The sequence below is a fragment of the Erwinia sp. E602 genome, assembly GCF_018141005.1.
Classification (GTDB): domain Bacteria; phylum Pseudomonadota; class Gammaproteobacteria; order Enterobacterales; family Enterobacteriaceae; genus Erwinia.
Genome location: NZ_CP046582.1, coordinates 2305689 through 2330301, shown reverse-complemented (window position 1 = coordinate 2330301; position 24613 = coordinate 2305689). Strand labels below are relative to the sequence as shown.

Here is a 24613-nt window from a genome sequence, read left to right as displayed (position 1 = left end):
CGGAGACCGGTTCCCCGCTCTCAACCTCCGCTTATCATCGCCAGAGGCGCAGGTAACAAACTGTGTCTGAGACCTCGCCTGTGAAACAAACGGCCAGAAATATTGATTGTGATCCTCCTCGCACTTCAACACGATCGATATGAAATCCAAAAAGTAATCGATTACATTTGCGCTGAGATAATAATGTAATCGATTACTTTAGAAGGGGTCCGATGATGGTTTCTTCCGCTACACACACCCACCCGGCCGGGCAGCATCGCCTGCTGGTCCCGCGCCTGGCGCTGATGATGTTTCTGCAGTTCTTTATCTGGGGCACCTGGTCGGTGACGCTGGGCCTGGTGATGAGCCAGCACAACCTCAGCACGCTGATTGGTGACGCCTTCTCCGCCGGGCCGATCGCCTCAATCCTGTCGCCGTTTGTGCTGGGCATGGTGGTTGACCGCTTCTTCCCGTCGCAGAAGGTGATGGCGCTGCTGCACCTGGCCGGTGCCGTATTCTTATGGCTGGTACCACAGGCGTTAGTCGCTGAAAACGGTCCGCTGCTGATCGGCCTGCTGTTTGGCTACACCCTGTGCTACATGCCGACGCTGGCGCTGACCAATAACATCGCCTTCCACAGCCTGAGTAACAGTGAAAAAAGTTTCCCGCTGGTGCGCGTGTTCGGCACCATCGGCTGGATCGTCGCCGGGATCTGCATCGGCGTCAGCGGCATTGCTGCCAGCACCGGGATTTTTAAGCTGGCGGCGGTGTGCTCGGTGCTGCTGGCGGCCTACAGCCTGACGCTGCCGCACACCCCTGCCCCGGCTAAAGGCCAGCCGTTCGCCCTGCGCGACCTGCTGTGCGCCGACGCCTTCGCGCTGCTGAAGAAAAGCCACTTCCTGATTTTTGCCATCTGCGCCACGCTGATCTCGGTGCCGCTGGGCACCTACTACGCCTTTACCGCTTCGTTCCTGTCCGATGCTGGCATTGCGGACGTCAGCAGCGCGATGTCGTTCGGCCAGATGTCCGAAATCTTCTTTATGCTGATTATCCCGCTGCTGTTCCGCCGGCTCGGCGTGAAGTACATGCTGCTGATCGGCATGGTGGCGTGGTTTGTGCGCTACGTGCTGTTCGCCTACGGCGTCAGCGAAGAGACGCGCTGGCTGCTCTACGCCGGCATCCTGCTGCACGGCGTCTGCTACGACTTCTTCTTCGTGATCGGTTTTATCTACACCGACCGCGTCGCCGGCAGCCAGGTGAAAGGCCAGGCGCAGAGCCTGATCGTCATGTTCACCTACGGCATCGGCATGCTGCTCGGCTCACAGATCTCCGGCGCGTTGTACAACCGCCTGTTTACCCCCGGCGTGGCGCACCAGCCCGCCGACTGGACGACGTTCTGGCTGATCCCGGCGGTGGCCGCGCTGGTTATCGCGGTGATCTTCCTGTTCTCGTTCCGCTACAAAGAAGAACGCTAATTTTTACCCTCAGGAGAGTGCAATGAACACATTAAAAGGGCCGGGTCTGTTCCTGTCGCAGTTTATCGGTCAGGAAGCGCCGTTTAATACGCTGGATAACCTCGCCGCATGGGCGGCGAGCCTCGGTTATAAAGCGCTGCAGATCCCCTGTAACCATCCGCACATTTTTGACGTGCAGCAGGCCGCCGCCAGTCAGGCCTACTGCGACGATATTCAGCAGCGGCTGGCGCGCTACGGGCTGGTGATCAGCGAACTTTCCACCCACCTGGAGGGGCAGCTGATCGCCGTGCATCCGGCCTATGACGAGGCTTTCAACGATTTTGCCCCACCGGCGGTACGCGGCGACCGCCACGCCCGCCAGCAGTGGGCCACAGAGGTGCTGATGCAGGCGGCGCAGGCCTCGGCGCGGCTGGGGCTGACCGCGCACGCCACCTTCTCCGGCGCGCTGGCCTGGCCTTACTTCTACCCGTGGCCGCCGCGCAAAGAGGCGCTGATCGACACCGCCTTCGCTGAACTTGCGGCGCGCTGGCGTCCGATCCTTGATGAGTTTGACCGCCACGGCGTCAACCTCTGCTACGAGCTGCATCCGTCGGAGGACCTGCACGACGGGGTCAGCTTTGACCGTTTCCTCGCGGCGGTGGACCACCATCCGCGCTGCCATATCCTGTTCGATCCCAGCCATATGCTGCTGCAGCAGATGGACTACCTGGCGTTTATCGATCTCTACCACCCGCGCATCAAGGCGTTTCACGTTAAGGATGCCGAATTTGTCCGCTCCGGGCGCAGCGGCGTGTACGGTGGCTACCAGCCCTGGCGGGAACGCGCCGGGCGCTTCCGTTCACCGGGTGACGGCCAGATCGACTTTAAGGGCATCTTCAGCCGGCTGGCCCAGTACGGCTATGACGGCTGGGCGGTGCTGGAGTGGGAGTGCTGCCTGAAGGACGCGGCGACCGGCGCGGCCGAAGGCGCAGGGTTTATCGCCGGTCAGATGATTCCGCTGGCGGATCGCGCGTTTGACGACTTCGCCGTCACCGGCAGCGAACTGCCGGCCATTCGCCGCATGCTTGGCCTGGAGGCGCAGCCATGACCATTAAAGCAGCCATTATCGGTTCCGGGTTTATCGGCCCGGCCCATCTCGAAGCCATTCGCCGCCTCGGCTTTGTCGAGGTGGTGGCGCTGTGCGACAGCTCGCAGGCCGCCGCGGAGGAGAAAGCCCGCCGCTACCATATTCCCCATGCCTACGGCGACGTCGCCGAACTGCTGCAACATCCGGGGCTGCAGGCGGTGCATAACTGCACGCCAAACCATCTGCACGCGGCGATCAACCGGCAGATCCTGCAGGCCGGTAAACACGTGTTCTCGGAAAAACCGCTGTGCATGACCGCCGCCGAAGCGCGGGAGCTGGTGGCGCTGGCCGAAGAGGCCGGCGTGGTGCACGGCGTCAGCTTTGTCTACCGCCAGTTTGCCATGGTGCAGCAGGCGGCCAGCATGATCCGCCAGCAGCAGGCCGGGCGGATATTCGCCGTGCACGGCAGCTACCTGCAGGACTGGATGCTGCACGATACCGATTTCAACTGGCGCATCGACCCGCAGCAGGGCGGCGTCTCGCGCACCGTGGCCGATATCGGCTCCCACTGGTGCGACACGTTGCAGTTTGTCACCGGACGCAAAATCGTCGGGGTGCTGGCGGATTTCGCCATCGTTCACCCGTTCCGTAAGGCCAGCCGCGGCGCGCAGAGCACCTTTACCAGCGGCGAGGCGGTGACGGAGTACGACGAGGTGGCGGTACAGACCGAAGATTTCGCCTCGGTGCTGCTGCGCTTCGACGACGGCAGCAAGGGCAGCATGACCGTGTCGCAGGTCAGCGCCGGGCGTAAAAACCGGCTGGCGTTTGAGGTTAACGCCAGCGAACTGTCGCTGGGCTGGGACCAGGAGGTGCCGCAGAAACTGTGGATCGGCCGCCGCGACGGACCTGACCAGCTGCTGAGCGACGATCCGTCGCTGCTTAATGCGGATATCGCCGCCGCCGCCCACTTCCCCGGCGGGCATATTGAGGGCTGGCCGGACGCGTTTAAAAATATGCTGCTCAACTTCTACAGCACCATCCGCGACGGCGGTAGCGCGGCGGCGGGCAACTTCGCCAGCTTCCACGACGGGGCCAACGTGATGTGTATTATCGAGGCGATGGTGCAGAGCCATAAACAGCAGCGCTGGGTGAAGGTGGCGGACTGACAACCTGCCACCCTGCTGCGCTCGTTTCCCCGCCCCCGGCGGGGAAAGCCTGCCAGGCTCCGGCCGGTGAGCCGCTAAAAACGTTGCCCACTCCCCCGGCAGCAGGCTGAGGCGGCTCTGCATCACGGGGGATCGTTGCGGGCATGCCAGCCTGGTGCCCCGCTAACCTGAATACAGCGGCATCAGGAACTGTGTTACCCTGTTTTTAACTCATCAGCAGGGACAGTTATCGGGATGTCGATTCAAAAAATTGCACGCCTGGCGGGCGTCTCCGTCGCCACCGTTTCCCGCGTGCTCAACAATCTCGGTACGGTAAAGCCGCAGAATCGTGAACGCGTGCTTAACGCCATCAAAGAGAGCAACTACCAGCCCAACCTGCTGGCGCGCCAGCTGCGTACCGCGCGCAGCAATATGCTGCTGGTGATGGTCTCCAATATTGCTAACCCGTTCTGCGCCGATGTGGTCAAAGGCATTGAGGCCGAGGCGGAAAAAAACGGCTACCGCATTCTGCTGTGCAACTCCGGCTCCGATCTCGCCCGTTCCCAGTCCAGCCTGCAGCTGCTCTCCGGCAAGATGGTCGACGGGGTGATCACCATGGACGCCCTCGCCGCCCTGCCCGGACTGCAAAACCTGATCGGCGATGCCCCCTGGGTGCAGTGCGCCGAATACGACGAGGCGTCGCGCGTTTCCACCGTCGGCATCGACGATCGCCAGGCCTCACGCTTTGTGGCAGAGCACTTCCTTGCCGGCGGCCGGCGGCAGCTGGCGATGATCAATCACGATCTGACCTACAAATATGCCCAGCAGCGCGAACAGGGTTTCCGCGACGTGCTGGCAGAGCAGCAGCAGGCGGTGCCTGAGGTAGCCTACGCCAGCGAACTGACTTACCAGGCGGGGAAAGCGGCGATGGCACAGCTGTTGCAGCACGGCCAGCGCCCGGATGCGGTCTTTGCCGTTTCCGATACGCTGGCCGCCGGGGCGATCGCTACCCTGCGCGAGGCGGGCATTCGCGTGCCCGAAGAGACGGCGGTGATCGGCTTTGACGGCACCGAGCTGGGCCACCTCACCTCGCCGCCGCTCTCAACCATTGAACAACCCTCGCAGGAGATTGGCCGTCAGGCGGTGCTGCTGCTGCTGAACAACATCAACGACCCGGACAGCCAGGCCCAGCACACTACGCTGGCCTGGCGCTACCTGGCACGGGGATCGGCCTGACGGGTCAGCAGGTCAGCGTGACACCGTCACGAAAGAGAGGATAGTGTTTTGATAAGAAAGTGGCGACTCTGGGCCTGTTGGCTGGTTGGTTTGGCTTTTGTGCTGGCGGCTCTGCTCTTTATCCGCCTTGCCGATTTCGAACCGGACGGCGCGGCAGCCCAACGCCCTCTCTCCTTTACCTCCGCAGGCCACACCCTGCAGGGCACGCTGATCCTGCCACCGGGCCGCACGTCACCGGCGGTGGCGGTGATCGTGCACGGCGATGGCCCGCAGGATCGCTGGTCGAACGGCGGCTATCTGCCGCTGGTTAACGCACTGCTGGCACGCGGCATCGGCGTCTTCTCCTGGGATAAACCCGGCGTCGGCGGCAGCGGCGGCAACTGGCTGGCGCAGACCATGAGCGATCGCGCCAGTGAGGCCGCAGAGGCCGTTAATCTGCTGCGTCAGCAGCCCGGATTATCCGCCAGCCGTATCGGTTTTCTGGGTTTCTCGCAGGCCGGCTGGGTCGTGCCGCAGGCCAGCCGCATCGCGCCGGCCGAATTTGTGGTACTGGTGGGGCCGGCAATCGACTGGCGTGAACAGGGCCTGTGGTTTATGCGCCAGCGGCTGAGCGCCGAGGGGGTGGCTCCGCGGGAGGTCGATCGCCAGCTGGCGCAGGAACAGGCCGACGTTGAGCAGACGTTCACCCCGCAGCGTATCGCCCTGCCTTGTGCCGCGGCCTGCACCCGTGAGGACTTCGAACGGCGCAATGCGGATGCTAACGCGCTGCCGGATATTCGCCGCATGACGGTGCCGGTGATGGTACTGATGGGCGAGGACGATCGCAACGTCGATCCCTGGAACACGCTGCCGCTCTGGCGCTCCTTTGTGCCGCCCGCCACCCGGCACTGCATCCGCAGCGTTGAACACGCCAGCCACGGCCTGCTGCGCAGCCGCTGGTTTAACTACCAGCTGGAATCGGACTGGCCCGGCTGGAAACAGGGGCTGTTTCTGCTGCTGGGGCGCTACGCCTACGCACCGGGGGCCATCGACGGCATCGCCGGCTGGATTAACGGCCAGCGTTGCTGAGCGCCCTGCAACTGCCTGAGCATCAGGAAATACCCTGTTGAATGCGCCTGCTGGTTAATGCTAAGCACTTCTTCACGCGGCGAATCAGCAGATGCATTCGCGATAAAACTTCCGTTGAATGCATCCTCAAGCTTTGCAACGAACTGAACACGCAACGTTCAGCACACGAACCCTGCCTGCTGACTTATTTCTCCAGCGTTTTTAGCTGGCTGACCAGGTAGCTGTTGGCCTGAACGATAATCCCCTGCGGATCCTTCGGCAGATCGTGCTCGACGATAAACCAGCGGGTGTTGGCCTTCACCGCCGCCGGCAGCACCTCGTTCCACGCCAGCAGCCCGCTGCCCGCCGGGGCAAAGTTCATCTCGTCATCGCGAATGCCGATGCCGGCGTTATCCTTGGCGTGGATCGCCACCACCCGCCCGGCATACTTACTCAGCAGCCGCACCGGATCCTGCCCGCCGCGTGACACCCAGGCGGCATCCATCTCCAGCTGCAGGTTTGACGGTTTGCTGTTGTCCAGCAGGATCTCCAGCGCCGTCTTGCCGTCATACTTTTTCATCTCAAAATCGTGATTGTGGTAGGCCAGCGTCATCCCCTGCTGACGCAGCTGACCGCCCAGCGCGTCCAGCTCGTGTGCCAGCTTTTTCCAGCCCTCGGCCGTGGTCGGTCGCTCTTCCGGTTTCAGCCACGGCATTACCAGCAGCGGGTTGCCTACCGCCTTGTTAAACGCCACCACCTCGCGGCTGTTGCTGCGCAGCTCCGCCAGCTGGACGTGATCGGCAATGGCACGCAGCTGATATTTTTTCAACAGCGCCTGCATCTGTGCTGCGCTGACGCCGTGGTTGCCGACCAGCTCTACCGCGCTAAAGCCGCTCTGTTGCGCCAGAGCAAACTGCTGCTCCAGCGTGCCGACGTTGCGCAGCGTGTACATCTGCAGCGCCAGATGCTGTTTTGCCGCCGCTTCATCGGCCACTGCCGGTGCCAGGCTGGTGAGGGATAACAGCGAGATCAGAACGCCGCCGGTGATGAGGGTTACGCGAGCCATGGAAAATCCTTATTGTCAGGTAAGATGCCTAAAGTAATCGATTACTTTTGAAGTTATAAAAATGTAATCGATTACTTATGCTACTGGCAGCTGAGGTTGGCTGGCAAGCACGCCATCGCGCGGTTCAGGGTTAATGCTGTAATTTATGAAGCCGATCACAGAAGATCCCGCTGGCTGCGCTACCTGTTATGGCCGCAGTGAATCAGAGGCGCTACCGGTGGCTCATTTAGTCATAAAAAAGCCCATCGGTTAAGATGGGCTCATTGTAACATTGTCATACCAGCCGGGATAATGCGTGATGGAATAGCAATCAGCTGCGACTGAGATAAGTCAGTTTCCGGTGACCCAATTATGCCGCAGCCTCATTCTCCAGCGTTTGCCGCCGCCGCAGGTGCGGGAACAGCGTCATCCACACGCCGACCACCACCAGCGTCCCTACCCCGCCCAGGACTGCGGCAGGCACCGCGCCCATCAGCGCTGCCAGCATGCCCGATTCGAACTCGCCAAGCTGGTTTGAGGTATTAATAAAGATACTGTTCACCGCGTTCACCCGCCCGCGCATCTCGTCCGGCGTGTCCAGCTGCACCAGCGCACCCCGGATCACCATGCTGACCATATCAAAACCGCCGAGCAGCGCCAGCGCCACCAGCGACAGCCACAGCTGGGTGGAAAGCGCGAACACCAGCGTCGCCACGCCAAAACCGGCCACCGAGCCGAACATAATCATGCCGACGTTCTTCTCCAGCCGGTTGCGGCTCAGCCACACCCCCACCAGCAGCGCGCCAACGGAAGGTGCGCCGCGCAGCAGCCCCAGCCCCCACGGGCCGGTGTGCAGCACGTCCTGGGCAAAAATCGGCAGCAGCGCGGTGGCCCCGCCGAGCAGCACGGCAAACAGATCGAGTGAGATCACCCCGAGCACGTCACGACGCTCGCGGATAAAGGTCACCCCGGCGAACAGGGTTTTCAGCGTGGCCGGCTGGCGCGGCTGCGGCGGACGCACGTAATGGATGCGGGCGACCATTACGATCGACAGCAGATAAAACAGCGCCGAGACGCCGTACACCACCTCAGGCCCCGCCACGTACAGCAGGCCGCCCAGCGTTGGCCCGAGGATCACCGCGCTCTGGCCGCTGACGGCGGATGCCGCGGTGGCCCGCGCCAGCAAGGGTGCCGGTATCAGAGAGGGCAGCATCGACTGCATCGCCGGGCCTTCAATCGCCTTAGCGACGGCAATCAGAAATACCAGCCCCCACAGCGCGGTTTTTTCCGGCCAGTGCAGCACGGTCAGCAGGGTTAGCGCCAGCAGCGCCAGCCACTCCAGCAGCTGCCCGGCCAGCGCCAGACGACGCCTGTCATAGCGATCGGCCATATGGCCGACCGGCAGCGCCAGCAGCACCGAGGGTAAAAACTGCATCAGCCCGATCATTCCCAGCGCCATCGCGCTCTGGGTCAACGCGTAGATCTGCCAGCTGACCGCCACGGAGAACATCTGGAAACCGAATGAGGAGAAGGTGCGGGCCAGCCAGAACGCGACAAACGGCCTCTGGCGCAGCAGCGAGTCGTCGCTCTGCGCCGGGGAAAGACGGGAAATCATGCGGATCCTTACCTGAAAGTGCCCCGGCCAGCGGCCGGTGAGCGATGTCGTTTCATTGTTATGGTTGCCGGTTTCTCCCGGCGGGCAAGATTATGCCAGAGAAGTCCGCCCCGCTAGCGCACTGTTTGTTATAAGGATGTGACAAAAAGTGTCGAGCAGGCGGCAGCTAGCGGATTGCGGTTGAGAGGGTCCTGGCTGTCTGCTGTTGCCCAATCCAGAGGGCGATGCAGGAGTTCATACAGAAGTTCATACAGAAGGTCATGCAGAAGGTCTTTCAGAAGGGATTAGTTATTCAGTTTATTTGATTTTAATCAACAAAACCGTCCGCTTTTACTTCCCTGCAAACAGGCCTATTATTTATCACATCAAGGCGAGACGCCTTACTACAAACAATAATCTCTGAGGAAATGACCATGAAAACCATCAAAACTTTAGTTGCAGTTGCCGCCCTGTCCCTGCTCGCGTCTACCAGCTTTGCCCAGAGCATCAGCGTCAGCGCCTCTACACTGGACGCCGCCGAAGCGCAGATCGCCGCTCAGGCACAGCAGGCCGGCACCAGCTACAAAATCACCTCTGCCCGTCAGAATAACGGTGCCTATATGACGGCTGAACTGGTGAAATAAGCGTTTAACATCTACACGTTACACTGCGACGAAAGCCCCTGATGGGGCTTTTGTCGTTTTCGGCGTTTCTACAATAGTTTTTAAAATATACGGCGGTACAGTAGTCCTTATCCACCAACCTCACTTCTGGCGGTGGATAAGGAGAAAACGGATGTTTAAACACAGGAAGGAGTCTTATATGACGTGGGAGCATTCACAAAGAACAGGTGAGTTAACACACAACGGCCAGCGCTACGCACAGGGTTACAGCGGTAAAGACTCAGGTAAGAACAATCCATCAATGGACGATGTCAGCAACACCGGCCCTATCCCAAAGGGCCATTACAGAATATCGGGATATGACAATCATAAGGGCCCCTGGACCATTTAAGGTTAACGTACTGCGTGTTATAAATACATTCATGTAATTAAGGACAATGAATATGGCAATACCTGTATATTTATTTTTAACTGACGATGCTGGAAATGTCGTCAAGGGCGGCGTTGATATTCGCGGTCGTGAGAACAGCATTGAAGTTCTTGGTCTGCATCATGGTGTTTTCCTTCCAACAGATGACCTGACAGGAAAAACTTCAGGGATGCGCACCCATCTTTCGTATCTTATTGAAAAAGAGATTGATTGCTCCTCATCCTGGCTTTACAAAGCATTGACCAGTGGAAGAACATTCAAAACAGCCGAACTTAAATTTTTTCGAATAAACTCTGCTGGACAGGAAGAAGAGTACTTCAACACGTTACTGGAAGATGTAAAAATTGTAACCATATTACCAATGATGCATGACATCAAAGATGAAACAAAGAAACAGTTTAACCACATGGAGGCTATAGAACTACGCTATCGAAAAATCACCTGGAAATATCTGCCTGGCAATATAATTCACTCGGATAGCTGGGGTGAAAGGAAGTTGGCCTGAATAAATTAAATGCTAAGAAGTGAGGGTGACTGAGGCACCCACTTCCTTGGTTGTCAACTATAAAAACAAGGAATCTTCATATGACATGGGAATACTCGCAACAGACCGGAGTGCTGACACATAATGGTCAGTTTTTTGCGCAGGGATACAGTGGCGCCGGGATTGGTGAGAACAATCCGGAAAAGGAAACTGAGAGTGGTGTAGGTCCGATACCAAAAGGGCACTACAGAATAGCCGGATCGCATAACACCATCACGCAAGTAACAATTATTCTTGAGCCCATTCTTGGCACCAATACTTTTGGCCGCGATCTTTTCAGAATTCATGGCGGTAGCAAATCTGGAGCCCATAATGCGTCTCAAGGCTGCATTGTTATTGATGGCGTATCAAGGAGGCAACAGATTGTGAACAGTGGTGACTCCATTCTGGTGGTTCGATAATGAAAATTAGATATTTAGTGCTGTTACTCTCGATCGTCTCGTTCAGTAGTATAGCATTCCCGAACATCTGCGAATTAGAAAAGAAAATCACCACTCTCGGCCCCAAAAAAACCATTGCCCAACTGTATGCCGATGATGAAAAAGAGTGGCTGTTAGTGACCTCAAAGATCGCACAAGGCGACCGACGCTGGTTACAGGTAGCTGCGCGGCTTGCGCCGGGAGCAGACGCAGATTCTGCTGAGTCCCTTACCTCAGCCGTGGGGCTGGCAATACCGCATAATCCAGCGGGCGTATTGGCTATTATCAACGCACAAGATCCTCCTCTCGCGATGGCTAACGTTTGCAGTTTACCCTTCTACTCAATGAATGAAATCGAACTAAACCAGTACGTGGTGGATGCGATACGGGCCCTGTATAAAGTGCCCAATGGCAAGGCCTGCCTGGATAAGATAATCAGTACAATTGGGCAGTCCGACGGATATCGCGAGGACAACTGAGTTTATTCAATGCTCATGACTCCGAACAAAGTCTGCATGATATGCGGAGTGGCAAGCGCAATCATCGGGCCTCCGTGCCCAATGATAGGATAATGACTTACTTCTCGCGGCCTGCAGAGTGGCTGGCAGGTTCAGCGTTTGCCCCCTGCCCCTCGGCAAACCCGCGCAGCCCGCCCAGCAGCACCGCCATCAGCTGGCTGCCGACCTGCTGCTCGCTCAGGCCGACGGTGTCGATCAGGTCGAAGATTTCACGTGGGTCAAACAGGATATTCCACAGAAATACCGCCTTATCGCCGATATCCGGCAGTGACTGCTCCTGCATCGCGTCACGCAACGCCGGGCGTACGGCGTTGGCCTGCACCAGCAGGTAGTCAGCGCCTTCCCATAAGCGGGCCAGGTAGCCGCGGCGGTTACGCATCGGCACCATCGCCGCGCCGCGTTCGCGGACCAGTCTGATCCAGTAGCGGCTGATGCTCTCCAGCCGCTGCACCCCGCTGCCCTGTTGACGTTCGCTGAACTCCAGCAGCAGCTGGCCAACGTCCTGACGATAGGTGTTCAGTACCTCCTCCACCGAGGCAAACTGCCGGTAGGCGGTCGCCACCGACACCCCGGCTTCATGGGCGATCTCGGTCATGCTGATCGGCCCTTCGGCCACCTCGAACAGCCTGGCCGCCGCCTGAATCAGGTTTTTTCGGTTCCTCTCCGTATCACTGCGCATTATTTTCGCCATGGTTAATCCCAGTCCGTGATGACTTTACAATGCCTTAGCCCAACAGCGCCAGACCGCGCTTGAGCCGTTTAACCCCTTCAGCGATCGCCTCACTGCTGGCAGCATAAGACAGGCGCAGATGTTTTTCACCCGCCGCGCCAAATTCGCTGCCGGGCCGCACGGCAACGCCCTGTTCGCGCAGCATCGCCACCAGGTCGATGGCCGGGATCGGCAGCGCATAGGACGGGAAGCAGTAAAACGCCCCTTCCGGCGGGTTGAGGGTCAGCCCCGGAATCGCATTCAGGCCGTCCATCATCAGCTGCCGCCGCTGGCGATAGACTGCCACCATCCGCTGCACATCATCTTTACACTCGGTCAGCGCCACCCGTGCCGCGCGCTGTACCGCCGTATTTACCGAGCCGTTGACCGTGTTGTGCACCCGCGCCGCCGCCGCAATCATCTCAGCCGGACCGGAGAGATAACCGACGCGCCAGCCGGTCATGGCGTAGCTTTTCGAGAAGGTCTGGCAGTAGAGCGTGCGGCCTCTGAACGCCGGCACCTGCAGCACCGAGGTAAACGGCCGGTCGGTAAACACCAGATCGCTGTAGGCCTCATCGGCAATCACCCGAATATTGTGCTGCTGCACCAGCGCGCCCAGCGTTTCGATCTCCTCCCGGCTGTGGACGATGCCGGTCGGGTTGCCGGGGTTACAGAAGACAAACAGCGCGGCCCCCTCCAGCGTCTGCGCCAGGCGGCCAAGATCCCAGTGCAGATCGGTTTTACACGGCATCGGCACGCAGATGCCACCGGCCATATTCACCAGGTCGGCGTACAGCGAATAGGTCGGATCGGGGATCACCACCCGGTCGCCGGGGTTAACGATAGAGAGAATGGCGGCGGCCAGTCCGGCGGTGCCGCCGTGGGTCACCAGCACTTCACTGGGTTTTACCGCCACGCCCGATTGCGCTTCAATTTCAGCGGCCAGCGCCTGGCACAGCGCCTTATCGCCGAGCAGCGGCGCATAGTGGGTGTAGCCGTCGCGCAGCGCATCGGCGGCGGCGGCAACGATACGCTGCGGCGTGTCAAAATCCGGCTCGCCCATCGCCAGCGAGACCATCTCCGCGCCGGAGGCGGGCTGCTGCACGCGCAGCGAGGTGCGTTCGATACGCAGCACGGCCTCGGCCGGGCTGAAGGGTTTTAACGACATAAGTTACCTCTGAACAGGTTAAGAGCCTGACGCATCAGGCTGCTGTAATTCGTGTACGCTGCGTTTTTACCGCGTTGTCCGACTCCGGACCGGCTGCGACAATCATGCTGATCAACCAGCCTTCGAGCCTTCAAGGGTGTTACTCGCGTTCGTTCAGGCAGTCGGCGGGTGCGCCCTGCCAGCGGCTGATCTCAAGGTCACCGGAGATATCACGCAGCCGGGTCGGCGCAATGCGCAACTCTTCAATCACCGTGCGTGGCGGCAGCGACGCACAGAGCACGATCGCCTCTGCCACGTCTTCCGGCTGCACCATCGCGTCACGCACCGCCTGTTCCGGCGGCCTGGCGCGGCTGTTCATAATCGGCGTATTCACCTCCCCCGGCAGAATGCAGGTGGCGCGGATGCCGTCGTTACGGTAGGTGTTGTGCAGATAGGCCATAAAGTTGCGCACCCCGGCCTTGGCGGCACCGTAGGCCGCCCCGCCCAGCAGATTAGGGCGCAGCGCCGCCAGCGAGGAGACGGTAATCACCGTGCCCGCGCCGCGCTTTAGCATCCCCGGCAGCACCGCCTGGGTGAGCAGGAACACCGCCTTCAGGTTGACGTCCTGTACCTGTTGCCACTCCTCCTCTTCAATCCAGCGGGCGTTAAGGGTTTTACTGGCGCTGCCGGCGTTATTGACCAGAATATCCACCGCGCCGAGTTCGGCTTCAACCGCAGCGATCAGCGCCGTGACCTCCGCTTTACGTTCGATATGGCAGACGCGCGGCCAGACATCACCGCCCTGCTGGCGCAGCGCCGCCGCCAGCCCCTCCAGCACCTCAATCCGTCGGCCGACCAGCACCACCCGCGCTCCGGCGGCCGCCAGTGCGGCGGCGCTGCTTCTGCCGATACCGCTGCCCGCCCCGGTCACCAGCGCAACCTGTCCCTTCAGCGTTTGCCCGTTCATTTTGCCTCCTTTAGCAGCGTTTCTGCCGCAATACCGTAATCCCGCAGCGCGCCTTCCGCACTGATATACCCTTCCTGCAGATCGAACAGGATCGCTTCCCGGCTGCGCTCCGCCACCGGCATCTTGCCGCCGCCGCCGGGCATCTGAATCGTAATCTCATCGCCAGGCTGCACGTCGTGCCGTCCGACCGGTTTCGCCAGCGGCTGGCCGTTCAGCGCAATCAGGTTAGGTGCACCGGCCTCGCCGCCCAGCACGCCCTGCGCCGGGTGCTTCTGCCGTGAGTAGAACATGCTGTGCGACAGCGGATAACGGCTGGTGTTGCGGATGGTCATGCGCTGCGCCACGCCGCCGCGCCAGCGCCCGGCACCGCCGGAGTCCGGCACGAGGGCCTTTTCCAGAAACAGCAGCGGCGTGGCGGCTTCGATCAGCTCCACCGGGGTGGAGGACATATTGCCGGGGAAACCGGTGACGATGCCGTCCGCCGCCGGGCGGGCGCCGGTGCCGCCGTTGACGCACAGGCTTTCGACAAAGCGGCGACCGTCGTCAAACTGCCCGGCGAACACGTCGCAGGTGACCGGCGCGCTGCCGGAGTGGCCCATCACCCGCTCCGGCATGATCCCTGCCAGTGCGCTGAAGATCGCCGCGTGGGCCATATGGCCGACGCGGTTGCGCATCTCCACCGCGCAGGGCGGCCGCGCGTTGACGATCGAACCTTCCGGGGCGGTCACGCGAATCGATTTAAAGCAGCCTTCGTTATTCGGCAGGTGCGGCTCCAGCAGGCACTTCAGCGGATAGACGCTGTAGGCATAGGTAAACGACATCGGGCAGTTGCTGCCAAACAGCGACTCGGCCGACGAACCGGCGTAGTCGATGGTGATGTTACTGCCCTCGACGATCACCGCTACGTTCAGGTGAATATCGCCCTCGTAGTCGCCAATATCCACCGCCGCCTGGTAACGGCCGTCCGGCACGGCGGTAATCGCCTTGCGCATCGCCTGTTCGGTCAGCGAGTGGATCTTCGTGGCCAGCGGCTGCAGCGATTCAAGCTGCAGATCGTCCATCAGCCCGAGCAGCCCGCTGGCACCGATCTGGTTAGCGGCCAGCATGGCGTGCAGATCGCCCTCGACCTGGTCGGGCGCGCGCACGTTGGCCAGCAGCAGGTCCAGCAGCTGCTGGTTGATGACCCCCTCGTGCGCCAGTTTGCTCGGCGGGATCAGAAACCCCTCTTCAAACATGTCGCGTGAGGAGCCCATATTCAGCGAGCCGCCGATATCTGACATATGCGCCGCCGCGCCGGTAAAGGCGACCAGCCGGCCGTCGCGGAATACCGGGGTGACGATGGTAACGTCGTTAAGGTGCCCGGTGCCCAGCCAGGGATCGTTGGTGACCAGGCTGTCGCCCGGCTTCAGCGTCTCCGCAGGGAATTTCGCCAGCAGATGGCGCACGGTGGCCGGCAGGGTGCCGATAAACACCGGGACGCTGGCCTTCGGCTGCGCCAGCGAGTTGCCCTCTGCATCCATCAGCAGGCAGGAGTAGTCACCCACCTCGCGGATAATGCTGGAGAAGGCCATATTGACCAGCGTGGCCGCCGCCTCTTCCGAGATGCTGACCAGCCGGTCCCAGGTGATGCGCAGGGCCACCGGATCGTTAAGGAAGCGCAGATTGTCGTGGGTTGTGATGCTCATCAGTTCAGCTCCATCAGGATATTGCCCTGTTCATCCAGCGTCGCGACCGCCCCCGGTCCGACAAAAATCGCACACTCTTTTTCCTGCAGCAGCGCCGGGCCATACACCGACTCTCCGGCCACCAGTAACGCGCGTGGGATCGCCCGGCAGGCGCTGAAGCCGGCCTCGCGGCCAAGGTAAACCCGCAGTGATTTTTCCTCTGCCTGCTGCGCCTGCGGATCGGGGCTGTCACGGGTGTACAACGGCGGCGCGTCGGTCTGCACCCGGCCGCGCCAGTTGACGACCTCGACCTCCAGCCCCGGCAGCGTGCGGCCAAAGCGTGCCAGATGCGCCTGTTCAAAGGCGGCGATCAGCGACGCGCCGTCACCGTCGGTGATAAAGGCATCCGGCAGTGGCAGGGTCAGCTGCGAGCCCTGTCCGACGTAGCGCACGTCAGCCATCCTTTGTACCTGCGCGGTGGCCGGGTCAATGCTGGCGGCGGCCAGGGTGGTAAAGGCCTCGTCAAAGCCTTCGGCAAACAGTGCGTTAATTGTGGTCATGCTCATCTCCGGCCGCAGACGGCAGCGATCGCTGCGCACAAAGTCGGCGCTGGGCGGTGCGGTCAGCAGGCCAAAGGCGGAGTAAACCCCGGCTCCGTTAGGGAAGAACACCCGCTTTACGTGCAGGGTGCGCGCCAGTGACCAGGCGTGGCTTGGCCCGGCACCGCCGAAGGCCAGCATGGTCATCTGCTGCGGGCTGACGTTTTTCTCCACCGCGTGGGTGCGCAGCGCCTCGGCCATTTTGCTGTTGGCCACTTCGTGGATGCCCCACGCCGTCTCTTCAATACTCAGCCCCAGCGCCGTCGCCACCCGTTCAATGGCGCGGCGCGCGGCGTCGACGTCCAGCGGCATACGTCCGCCGAGGAAGGCAGCCGGATCCAGCAGCCCGAGCACCAGGTTGGCGTCGGTAACCGTGGGCAGTTCGCCGCCGCGCGCGTAGCAGGCAGGCCCCGGAAAGGCGCTGGCGCTCTCCGGGCCGATCTCCAGCAGCCCCAGCCGATCGACGCGGGCGATGCTGCCGCCGCCGGCACCGATCTCAATCATATCCACCACCGGCAGCTTGACCGGCAGGCCGCTGCCCTTCAGCAGGCGGTCGGCGCGGCCCACCTCATAATCGGTGGTGATCGACGGCACGCCGCCGCGCACCACGCAGGCTTTGGCGGTGGTGCCGCCCATATCAAAGGCCAGCACCTGCGAGAGCGCGTTTTTACGCGCAAAGGCGGCGGTGGCAACAATGCCGCCCGCCGGGCCGGACTCGATGATGCGCGTCGGGTAGTCGGCGGCCACCTGCGGTGCCATCAGCCCGCCGTTGGAGCCCATCACCAGCCAGTCGCAGGTGAAGCCGCCGTCGCGCAGTTTGCGCTCCAGCTGCGCCATATAGTGGCGGGCTTTTGGCTGGACAAAAGCGTTCATCGCCGTCAGCACGCCGCGATCGTATTCGCGGATCTCGCGGGAGACCTTGTGCGAAACGGAGACCGAGACGCCCGGCAGTTCGCGTTGCAAAATAGCTTCAATGCGCAGCTCATGTTCCGGCCAGGCATAGGCGTGCAGACACAGCACCGCCACCGCTTCATAACCGTCATTTTTCAGCCGTGCGGCCAGCGTGACCACCTGTGCCTCGTTCAGTTCCGTGACAACGTCACCGCGTGCGGTGACCCGCTCCTCTATTTCAAACGCCTGTGAACGCGGCAGTAGCGGTGCGGCGGGTGCGCCGTTAAGATCGTAAATGTCATAGCGGTATTCGCGGCCCAGCACCAGCACATCGCGAAAACCTTTCGTCACCAGCAGCGCGGTTTTCGCGCCGCGACGCTCCAGCAGAGCATTAATCGCCAGGGTGGTGCCGTGGGTGATGGTGTGGATCTGGCTGGCCTGCAGCCCGGCCATGGCCACCAGTTCCGTTAAGCCGGTGTAGGCCCCTTCAGACGGGTCGTGCGGCGTGGTCAGCGTTTTATGACGCAGCGCGCTGCCGGTCTCATCGTTCAGCAGCACCAGGTCGGTAAAGGTGCCGCCAATATCAAACCCCATTCTCCAGGGTGACGCATGTTTCATAGTGACCTCAGATAGTCTGTTTGCTCAGTTGAGCCGTCGGGTGATCAGGCGTCGCGCAGCGGTTTACCGGCGGTCTCTTTCAGATACAGGGTGCTGATCAGGGTCAGCGCGGCGGTAGCGATCACCATATAACTGGGGATGCTGGCAACGCCGGTCAGGCCAATCAGCCAGGTCATCAGCAGCGGCGCAGAGCCACCGAAGATCACCGTCGACAGGTTGAAGCCGATGCTGTAGGCGCTGTAGCGCACGGTGGTCGGAAACATCTCCGCCAGCGCGGCCTGAATCACTCCCGCGTGCCCGGCAAAAGCCAGCGCCAGCAGGATGGCGGCCATACAGGCCAGCGGCAGCATGCCCAGCGTCAGCAGCCAGAAACACGGCCACGCCAGCACCGCCATCGCCATTGCCGAAGCAATCAGCAGCGGCTTGCGTCCCAGCCGGTCAGAGAGCCACGCCATCAGCGGAATGGCGGCGATAATGGTCAGCAGGCCGCAGGCGGTCACCATCAGGCTCTGCACCTGGGTAAAGTGCATCACCTTATTCAGGTAGGTCGGCATATAGACGAACAGAATGTAGTAGCCGGGGCCGTTAACGGCGGGCAGCGTGATCGCCAGCAGGATGGCTTTCAGGTGCCGCTTTGAGGTCAGCACCTCACGCAGCGGGTTAGCCACCACGCGTTTTTCGTTCTTCATCAGACGGAAGTGCGGCGTGTCTTCAATGCGGGTGCGGATATAGACGCCGATCAGCGCCATCGGGATCGCCAGCAGGAACGGCACGCGCCACACCCAGGCCACCATCGCCTGCGGGCCGTACAGGTTGATCAGGCCGCTGATCAGCAGGCTGCCGAACAGCAGCGCGATAAACGAGCCCATCACCAGCGGTGACATCACCACGGCGCGGCGGTGATCTTCGGCGTACTCGGCAACAAACGACCCGGCACCGGAGACTTCACCACCCGCCGAGAAGCCCTGCACGATGCGCAGTAAAATCAGCAGCGCCGGTGCCGCCCAGCCGATGCTCTGATAGCTGGGCAGCAGGCCGATAGCGGCGGTCGCCAGCGAGATCATCAGCAGCAGGATCGCCAGCAGCTTCTGGCGGCCAATTTTGTCGCCGAAGTAACCGCAGATAATGCCGCCAAACGGCCGCACCACAAAGCTGACGGTAAAGCCGAGATAGGTCAGCATCAGCCCGGCATCGCTCATCCCCATCTCGCTGGAGGAGAACACCAGCACCAGCGTACTGACCAGCAGGCCATAAATGCCGTAGTCATACCACTCAACAAACGAGCCGACGCCGCCGGCCAGCGAAGCGCGTTTAACCACATTGCTCTGTGAAGACGCTTTTGATGGCATCGGGTAATCCATCGGGACTGTCTGTGATTTATTCATGGTTTTGCCCTGCTACAGTGTTGACGAAATCCGGTCAGCGCGGCTGAACCGGCACGGCGTATTCCGCTAGCGGTACTGACGGGTGACTTCGGCGGTCATCTCCGCTTCGCGCTTAGCCACCTCTCTGACTTTTTCCAGCACACCGGCGGCGCGCCAGAACGGGATCACAATCACGCCATCGGCATCGGCGACCACGATATCGCCGGCGCAGCACACCACGCCGCCGATCGCCACCGGTTCACCAATCACACCCGGACCATTCTTATAGGGACCGGCCGGCGTGGTGCCGCGGGCAAAGGTCGGAAAACCGGTCGACTCAATCACGCTGCGATCGCGGATCGCGCCGTCGATAATCTGCCCGCGTGCCCCGGCGTGCTGGAAACGCTGGGTCAGCTGTTCGCCCACCAGCGCCCGGTCGGTGTGGCCCATACCGTTAATCACCATCACGTCACCCGGCTCGATATACTCCAGCGCCATAATCACCGCCGCGTTATCGCCCGCAGTCACCTGTACCGGCAGCGCAAACCCGCAAAACTGGCTCTGCCCGGCCAGCGGAACAATCCCGGCATCACACATACTCAGCCGTTCCATCGCATCACCGATATTGGCTACCGGAAACGCGGAAAATGCTTCCAGCCACTCGGAAGATGGCCGCGTCCAGCGCGGGGCAATACGAACCTCTGCAGTTTCAAGTGCCATAACTTACCTCGTCGTTATTGTGATAATGATTTCTCGAATGAGAATGTTTTATCACTTTAAAAATTAATCTGGCAATCGATTTCTGCGGAGGGAATTAATGGAAAAGGTGAGATTCATCACAATAAAATGACATGCCATGATTAAGTTGAAATGACAAAAATCATTCAAAAACATAACGTTAAAATAACTTAAATCGAAAATTACAGACGTTCAAAAATGCAGGCGGCATCACATAAAACAGGTCATTCTCTTTTCTTATGGTTTTGGGGTTAAACATAATGCAGGGTTAACTAAATTCTGCCGCAAATAAACGCATGCATGCTCTCCCCGCCCCAAAAATGTGCACAAAGCCAGTAAAGGAACATTATTTTCATCAATTTTGCACCCCGCCGGACCATTCTTCCCCATTACCCGTGCAATTAAGGTGCAAGCTTCTTCCCCGATCCAATATGCGACGAGGAATAACTCAGCCAACGCCATCGCTGATTATCAGGGAGGGCAGCGGGATGAGCCCGAAGCGGGGTAACCCGCGCAGGGTCGCCCGCTGACAGGCCCGGCACTCTCGATCACAAAGACAACGAGCCCTAAAAAAAGCACCAGCCCCCACCAAAAGCCAATTATCAGGGAGGGCAGCGGGATGAGCCCGAAGCGGGGTAACCCGCGCAGGGTCGCCCGCTGACAGGCCCGGCACTCTCGATCACAAAGGCAACGAGCCCTAAAAAAGCAGCAGCCCCCACCAAAAGCCGATTATCAGGGAAGGCAGCGGGATGAGCCCGGAGCGGGGTAACCCGCGCAGGGTCGCCCGCTGACAGGCCCGGCACTCTCGATCAAACAGGCAACGAACCCTTCTATCACCATTCCAAAATTCAATAGTATTTTTTATGATTTATCACCCCACCCGTATCACCAAAACAGTCATAAAATTAATGATTTCCATAAATCACCTGACCGCCAGTCTCATAAACACAGCCAAAACTCCGCCACAGAGACTGGTTGCTAACAACCGTTCTGCTATGCTCTTTTCAGCCTGTTGTTAATGGCTTACCTCCCCTGATGCTCAGTCATCAGGCACATCAAGTTTATTGCGGAGTAGTGGAAATGACTTCAACCATTCGTGAATTAACTGAAACAGAAATTGATGATGTTGCAGGTGGCGGTCTCCTGGGTAGCGTGCTGGGGCTAACCAGTTCATTAGGTCTCAACCTCGGTTCTGTCGTCCAGGTCACGCCAGGCCAGGGCGTCACCGTGGCGCTGCCGGGCGTACAGGCGGCGACCGTTGGCGTTGGCGGCCTGCTGGGCAAACTGCTGTTCTGATACTGCCCGTCAGACATCCTCTTCAGGAAAAAAGCCTCCGCCGCGTCGGGGGCTTTTTTTAGTATGCTATGCTGCCCCAGAACATCTGACCAGGGATATGCCATGCCGATACAGTTTCGCCCGGAGGTGACGCAGCATCAGCAAAGCCGCTGGAACGGCCAGGTGCTGCTGCTGAACGGCTGGCCGCTGTGGCTGACCCTGCTGCTGACCGCCGGCTTTATCATCGCACTGCTTACCTTACTGATTTCAGGTACCTACACCCGCCGCATTACCGTTAACGGTGAAATCATCACCGAACCGCGCACCATCAACCTGTTTGCCCCGGAACAGGGCATCGTCTCGAAGCTGCTGGTGGCCGACGGTCAGCAGGTTAACGCAGGTACGCCGCTCTACCAGCTGGACGTCAGCCAGGTGACCGACACGGGCAGCGTCAGCGGCACCACCCTCACCATCCTCGAACAGCAGACGAAACAGCTGGACGCCATTATCAGCCAGCTGCAGAGCAACAAACGGGAAACGCTGTCCAGCCTGCAACAACAGCTGAAACAGTATCAGCAGGCGCAGCAGGGCCTGGAGGGGATGGTGACCACGGCCCGCGAAGGCCTGCAGGCGATGCGTGCCAGTCGGGATTCCTATGAAGCCTCGCTGCGCAAGGGGCTGATCAACACCGATCAGATGAATAACCAGCGCTACCTCTACTATCAGCAGCAGAGCGTATATCAGAGCCTGAACTCGCAGGCGCTGCAACAGTCGCTGCAGATCACCACCCTGAAAAGCGAGCTGCAGACCAAAGCCGCCGACTTCGATAACCAGATCGCCCAGTCGCGCTATCAGCGTGATGACCTCGCGCGCCAGCGGGCAGAAACCGGCGCGCGCGGCAGCCGGATGATCATCGCCCCGACCCGCGGCGTGGTCTCCTCGCTCAGCGTGACGCCAGGGCAGATGGTCAACGCCGGCGACAGCCTGATCCAGCTGGTGCCCTCCTCGCATGCCAGCGTGCTCTTTGTCGCCTGGCTGCCCGACGACAGCCGCCCGCACGTGGCACCGGGGGAAACCATCAATATCCGCTATGCCGCCTTCCCCTATGAGAAGTACGGCCAGTTCCCCGGCCGCATTGTCTCCGTCTCCGCTGCGCCGGTGCCGGTGCGTGAGCTGGAGGGGTGGGCCAGCGTGCCGCGCGACCCGGCCGGCCGGGTTAACGGCTCCTGGTATAAGGCCACGGTGGCGCTCGATAACGGCGGACTGAGCTGGCAGGGCCAGCCGCTGGTGCTCTCCAGCGGCATGCAGGCGCAGTCGACGCTGTTTCTGGAAAAACGCCCGCTCTATCAGTGGATGCTCTCCCCCTATTACAGCCTGAAGAAAAGCATCACGGGACCCGTCAATGAATAAAGAAGACGTGCAGCAACTGGCCAGCCGCCTGCACCTGGGCCTGCGACGCCGCGTGCCACAAATCATCCAGACCGAAGCCGCCGAGTGCGGGCTGGCCTGTCTGGCAATGGTCTGCGGCTGGTTTGGCCTGCATACCGACCTGCTGACGCTGCGCCAGCGGTTTGACGTCTCCAGCCGCGGCGTGACGCTGCGCACGCTGATGGCGGTGGCCGGCGCGCTGAATCTGAAATCGCGCGCGCTGCAGCTGGATATCGACCAGCTTGCGGCGCTGAAAACCCCGGCGATCCTGCACTGGGATATGAACCATTTTGTGGTACTGGTCGCCGTGCGCGGCAGCCGGGTAATTATTCACGATCCGGCTTCCGGGCGACGGGTGCTGAGCCTGAACGATGTGTCGCAGCACTTCACCGGCGTGGCGCTGGAGCTGTGGCCGGACGGTGAATTCACCCGTCAGAAACGCCAGAAACGCGTCAGCATCCGCTCGCTGATGGGCAGCATCAGCGGCCTGCCCGCCACCCTGACCAAAATCGCCTGCCTGGCGCTGATGATCGAGTCGGTTAACCTGCTGCTGCCGGTGGGGATGCAGCTGGTGATGGACCATGTGATCCCGGCGCGGGACGCCGACCTGCTGACGCTGATTTGCCTCGGCCTGCTGTTCTTTGTGCTGTTCCGCACCGGCATGGGCATCGTGCGATCCTGGACCACGCTGGTGATGACCACGCTGATCGACGTGCAGTGGAAGGCGCGGCTGTTTGACCATCTGATGGCGCTGCCGCTGGCGTGGTTTGAAAAGCGCAAGCTGGGGGACATTCAGTCGCGCTTTCTCTCCCTTGATACGCTGAAAGCCACGCTGACCACCAACGTCGTTAACAGCCTGATGGACGGCGTGATGACCATCGGGCTGCTGGTGATGATGGTACTGTACGGCGGCTGGCTGGTGTGGGTGGTGCTGGCATTCACCGCGATTTACTGCCTTTTTCGCCTGAGCACCTATCAGCGTTACCGGCAGATCTCGGAAGAGATGCTGGTAAAAAATGCCCGTTCCGGCTCGCACTTTATGGAAACGCTGTACGGCATCACCACGCTGAAGGTGCTCGGGCTCTCCGGCACCCGGGCGCAGCACTGGCTGAATATGAATATCGACGCCGCCAACGTCGGGGTGCGCAAGGCCAAATTTGAGATGCTGTTCAGCGGCGGCAGCACCCTGATCGCCACCCTGGATCAGATCGCCCTGCTGTGGCTGGGTGCCACTCAGGTCATTGACGGCCATATGACGCTGGGGATGTTTGTCGCCTTCAACACCTACCGCGGGCAGTTTTCGGAGCGCACCGCCAACCTGCTGGAGATGCTGCTGCAGCTGCGCATGCTGTCGCTGCACGCCGAACGCATCGCCGATATCGCGCTGACCGAAACCGAACCGGTACAGCCGGACCGGCCGCTGCTGCGCCCCGGCGAACCGGCCGGGCTGGAGGTGCACAACCTCGGTTTCCAGTACGATGCGCTCTCCGCGCCGCTGTTCCGCGAACTGAGCTTCAGCGTCGCCCCCGGCGAGTGCCTGGCGATTACCGGCCCCTCCGGCAAGGGCAAAACCACGCTGATGAAGATCCTCACCGGTCTGCTGCAGCCCACCGTTGGCGAGGTGCGGCTTAACGGTCTGGATATCAGCCAGGCGGGCAGCAATAACTACCGCGCCTGCATCGCCTGCGTGCTGCAGGAGGACACGCTGTTTGCCGGTTCGATCGCCGATAATATTGCCGGCTTCGACGGCCAGAAGGATGAGGCCTGGCTGCTGGAGTGCGCACAGCGCAGCGCGATCCACGAGGATATTATGCGCATGCCGATGGGCTATGAGACGCTGATCAGCGAGCTGGGCAGCAGCCTCTCCGGCGGCCAGAAACAGCGGCTGCTGATCGCCCGCGCGCTCTATCGCCGCCCGGCGATCCTGTTTCTCGATGAGGCGACCAGCCACCTGGATACCGACAGCGAAGCGCGGGTTAACACCGCCATTCAGGGGCTGAATATCACCCGGGTAATCATCGCCCACCGGCCTTCGACCATTGCCTCGGCGGATCGGGTAATGACGCTGGGCTGACGGCGAACGCACGGGCGG

21 protein-coding genes are annotated in these 24613 nt (G+C 60.7%); 12 read left to right on the top strand and 9 right to left on the bottom strand.

Features of this window, described 5'->3' with window-relative positions; genetic code table 11:
• The first annotated feature begins 215 nt into the window (after nt 1–215).
• The 5 genes from GKQ23_RS12000 to GKQ23_RS11980 all read left to right on the top strand — a co-directional run bounded on the left by GKQ23_RS12000 (nt 216) and on the right by GKQ23_RS11980 (nt 5969).
• Complete coding sequence (locus GKQ23_RS12000) at nt 216–1454, top strand: MFS transporter (protein WP_371820212.1); 1239 nt, start codon at nt 216–218, stop codon at nt 1452–1454.
• Between the two features lie 22 nt (nt 1455–1476).
• Nucleotides 1477–2541: a sugar phosphate isomerase/epimerase gene (locus GKQ23_RS11995; protein ID WP_212411342.1), complete on the top strand. Its 1065-nt coding sequence runs from the start codon at nt 1477–1479 to the stop codon at nt 2539–2541.
• Complete coding sequence (locus GKQ23_RS11990; protein WP_212411340.1) at nt 2538–3686, top strand: Gfo/Idh/MocA family protein; 1149 nt, start codon at nt 2538–2540, stop codon at nt 3684–3686. The genes GKQ23_RS11995 and GKQ23_RS11990 overlap by 4 nt, the downstream gene beginning before the upstream one ends.
• A gap of 234 nt (nt 3687–3920) precedes the next feature.
• On the top strand, nt 3921–4901 hold the full coding sequence (locus tag GKQ23_RS11985) for a LacI family DNA-binding transcriptional regulator (RefSeq protein WP_101505675.1): 981 nt from the start codon (nt 3921–3923) through the stop codon (nt 4899–4901).
• Between the two features lie 99 nt (nt 4902–5000).
• A complete protein-coding gene (locus GKQ23_RS11980) occupies nt 5001–5969 on the top strand; it encodes a S9 family peptidase (protein ID WP_249168525.1) in 969 nt (322 codons plus the stop codon).
• Between the two features lie 184 nt (nt 5970–6153).
• Here the strand turns inward: GKQ23_RS11980 and GKQ23_RS11975 are convergent, their stop codons facing one another.
• Nucleotides 6154–7014, bottom strand: a complete 861-nt coding sequence (locus tag GKQ23_RS11975; RefSeq protein ID WP_212411339.1) for a sugar phosphate isomerase/epimerase — start codon at nt 7012–7014, stop codon at nt 6154–6156.
• A gap of 349 nt (nt 7015–7363) precedes the next feature.
• Entirely contained in the window at nt 7364–8608 is a 1245-nt protein-coding gene (locus tag GKQ23_RS11970; protein WP_212411337.1) for an MFS transporter, read from the bottom strand.
• Between the two features lie 413 nt (nt 8609–9021).
• Here GKQ23_RS11970 and GKQ23_RS11965 point away from each other — a divergent pair, with 413 nt between their 5' ends.
• The 4 genes from GKQ23_RS11965 (at nt 9022) to GKQ23_RS11945 (ending at nt 11082) form a co-directional block, all read left to right on the top strand.
• Entirely contained in the window at nt 9022–9231 is a 210-nt protein-coding gene (locus GKQ23_RS11965) for a YdgH/BhsA/McbA-like domain containing protein (RefSeq protein ID WP_212411335.1), read from the top strand.
• A 422-nt stretch (nt 9232–9653) separates the two neighbouring features.
• Nucleotides 9654–10145, top strand: coding sequence for a type VI secretion system tube protein TssD (locus GKQ23_RS11955; RefSeq protein ID WP_212411323.1), 492 nt, complete (start codon nt 9654–9656; stop codon nt 10143–10145).
• 80 nt (nt 10146–10225) lie between these two features.
• Complete coding sequence (locus tag GKQ23_RS11950) at nt 10226–10585, top strand: tlde1 domain-containing protein (protein ID WP_212411321.1); 360 nt, start codon at nt 10226–10228, stop codon at nt 10583–10585.
• Complete coding sequence (locus GKQ23_RS11945; protein ID WP_249168512.1) at nt 10585–11082, top strand: hypothetical protein; 498 nt, start codon at nt 10585–10587, stop codon at nt 11080–11082. The genes GKQ23_RS11950 and GKQ23_RS11945 overlap by 1 nt, the downstream gene beginning before the upstream one ends.
• 97 nt (nt 11083–11179) lie before the next feature.
• Here GKQ23_RS11945 and GKQ23_RS11940 read toward each other — a convergent pair whose 3' ends face one another.
• The 7 genes from GKQ23_RS11940 to GKQ23_RS11910 form a co-directional block, all read right to left on the bottom strand.
• A complete protein-coding gene (locus tag GKQ23_RS11940; RefSeq protein WP_249168511.1) occupies nt 11180–11800 on the bottom strand; it encodes a TetR/AcrR family transcriptional regulator in 621 nt (206 codons plus the stop codon).
• Between the two features lie 46 nt (nt 11801–11846).
• Nucleotides 11847–12998: a pyridoxal phosphate-dependent aminotransferase gene (locus GKQ23_RS11935; protein ID WP_212411316.1), complete on the bottom strand. Its 1152-nt coding sequence runs from the start codon at nt 12996–12998 to the stop codon at nt 11847–11849.
• A 139-nt stretch (nt 12999–13137) separates the two neighbouring features.
• Nucleotides 13138–13944, bottom strand: a complete 807-nt coding sequence (locus GKQ23_RS11930; protein WP_212411314.1) for an SDR family oxidoreductase — start codon at nt 13942–13944, stop codon at nt 13138–13140.
• The gene (locus GKQ23_RS11925) at nt 13941–15629 is read right to left on the bottom strand and encodes a hydantoinase B/oxoprolinase family protein (protein WP_212411313.1); all 1689 of its coding nucleotides are present in this window, start codon (nt 15627–15629) and stop codon (nt 13941–13943) included. The genes GKQ23_RS11930 and GKQ23_RS11925 overlap by 4 nt, the downstream gene beginning before the upstream one ends.
• Entirely contained in the window at nt 15629–17716 is a 2088-nt protein-coding gene (locus GKQ23_RS11920; protein WP_212411311.1) for a hydantoinase/oxoprolinase family protein, read from the bottom strand. Before GKQ23_RS11920 ends, GKQ23_RS11925 begins: the two co-directional genes overlap by 1 nt.
• Before the next feature lie 44 nt (nt 17717–17760).
• Nucleotides 17761–19065: an MFS transporter gene (locus GKQ23_RS11915; RefSeq protein WP_249168510.1), complete on the bottom strand. Its 1305-nt coding sequence runs from the start codon at nt 19063–19065 to the stop codon at nt 17761–17763.
• Nucleotides 19066–19167: 102 nt separating this feature from the next.
• A complete protein-coding gene (locus tag GKQ23_RS11910) occupies nt 19168–19800 on the bottom strand; it encodes an RraA family protein (RefSeq protein WP_212411307.1) in 633 nt (210 codons plus the stop codon).
• Nucleotides 19801–20898: 1098 nt separating this feature from the next.
• On the opposite strand from GKQ23_RS11910, the gene GKQ23_RS11905 reads away from it, so the two are divergent.
• The 3 genes from GKQ23_RS11905 to GKQ23_RS11895 all read left to right on the top strand — a co-directional run bounded on the left by GKQ23_RS11905 (nt 20899) and on the right by GKQ23_RS11895 (nt 24595).
• Nucleotides 20899–21114: a hypothetical protein gene (locus tag GKQ23_RS11905; protein WP_101505663.1), complete on the top strand. Its 216-nt coding sequence runs from the start codon at nt 20899–20901 to the stop codon at nt 21112–21114.
• 102 nt (nt 21115–21216) lie between these two features.
• Nucleotides 21217–22503, top strand: a complete 1287-nt coding sequence (locus GKQ23_RS11900; protein WP_212411299.1) for an HlyD family secretion protein — start codon at nt 21217–21219, stop codon at nt 22501–22503.
• Nucleotides 22496–24595, top strand: coding sequence for a peptidase domain-containing ABC transporter (locus tag GKQ23_RS11895; protein ID WP_212411297.1), 2100 nt, complete (start codon nt 22496–22498; stop codon nt 24593–24595). Before GKQ23_RS11900 ends, GKQ23_RS11895 begins: the two co-directional genes overlap by 8 nt.
• Nucleotides 24596–24613: the final 18 nt, after the last annotated feature.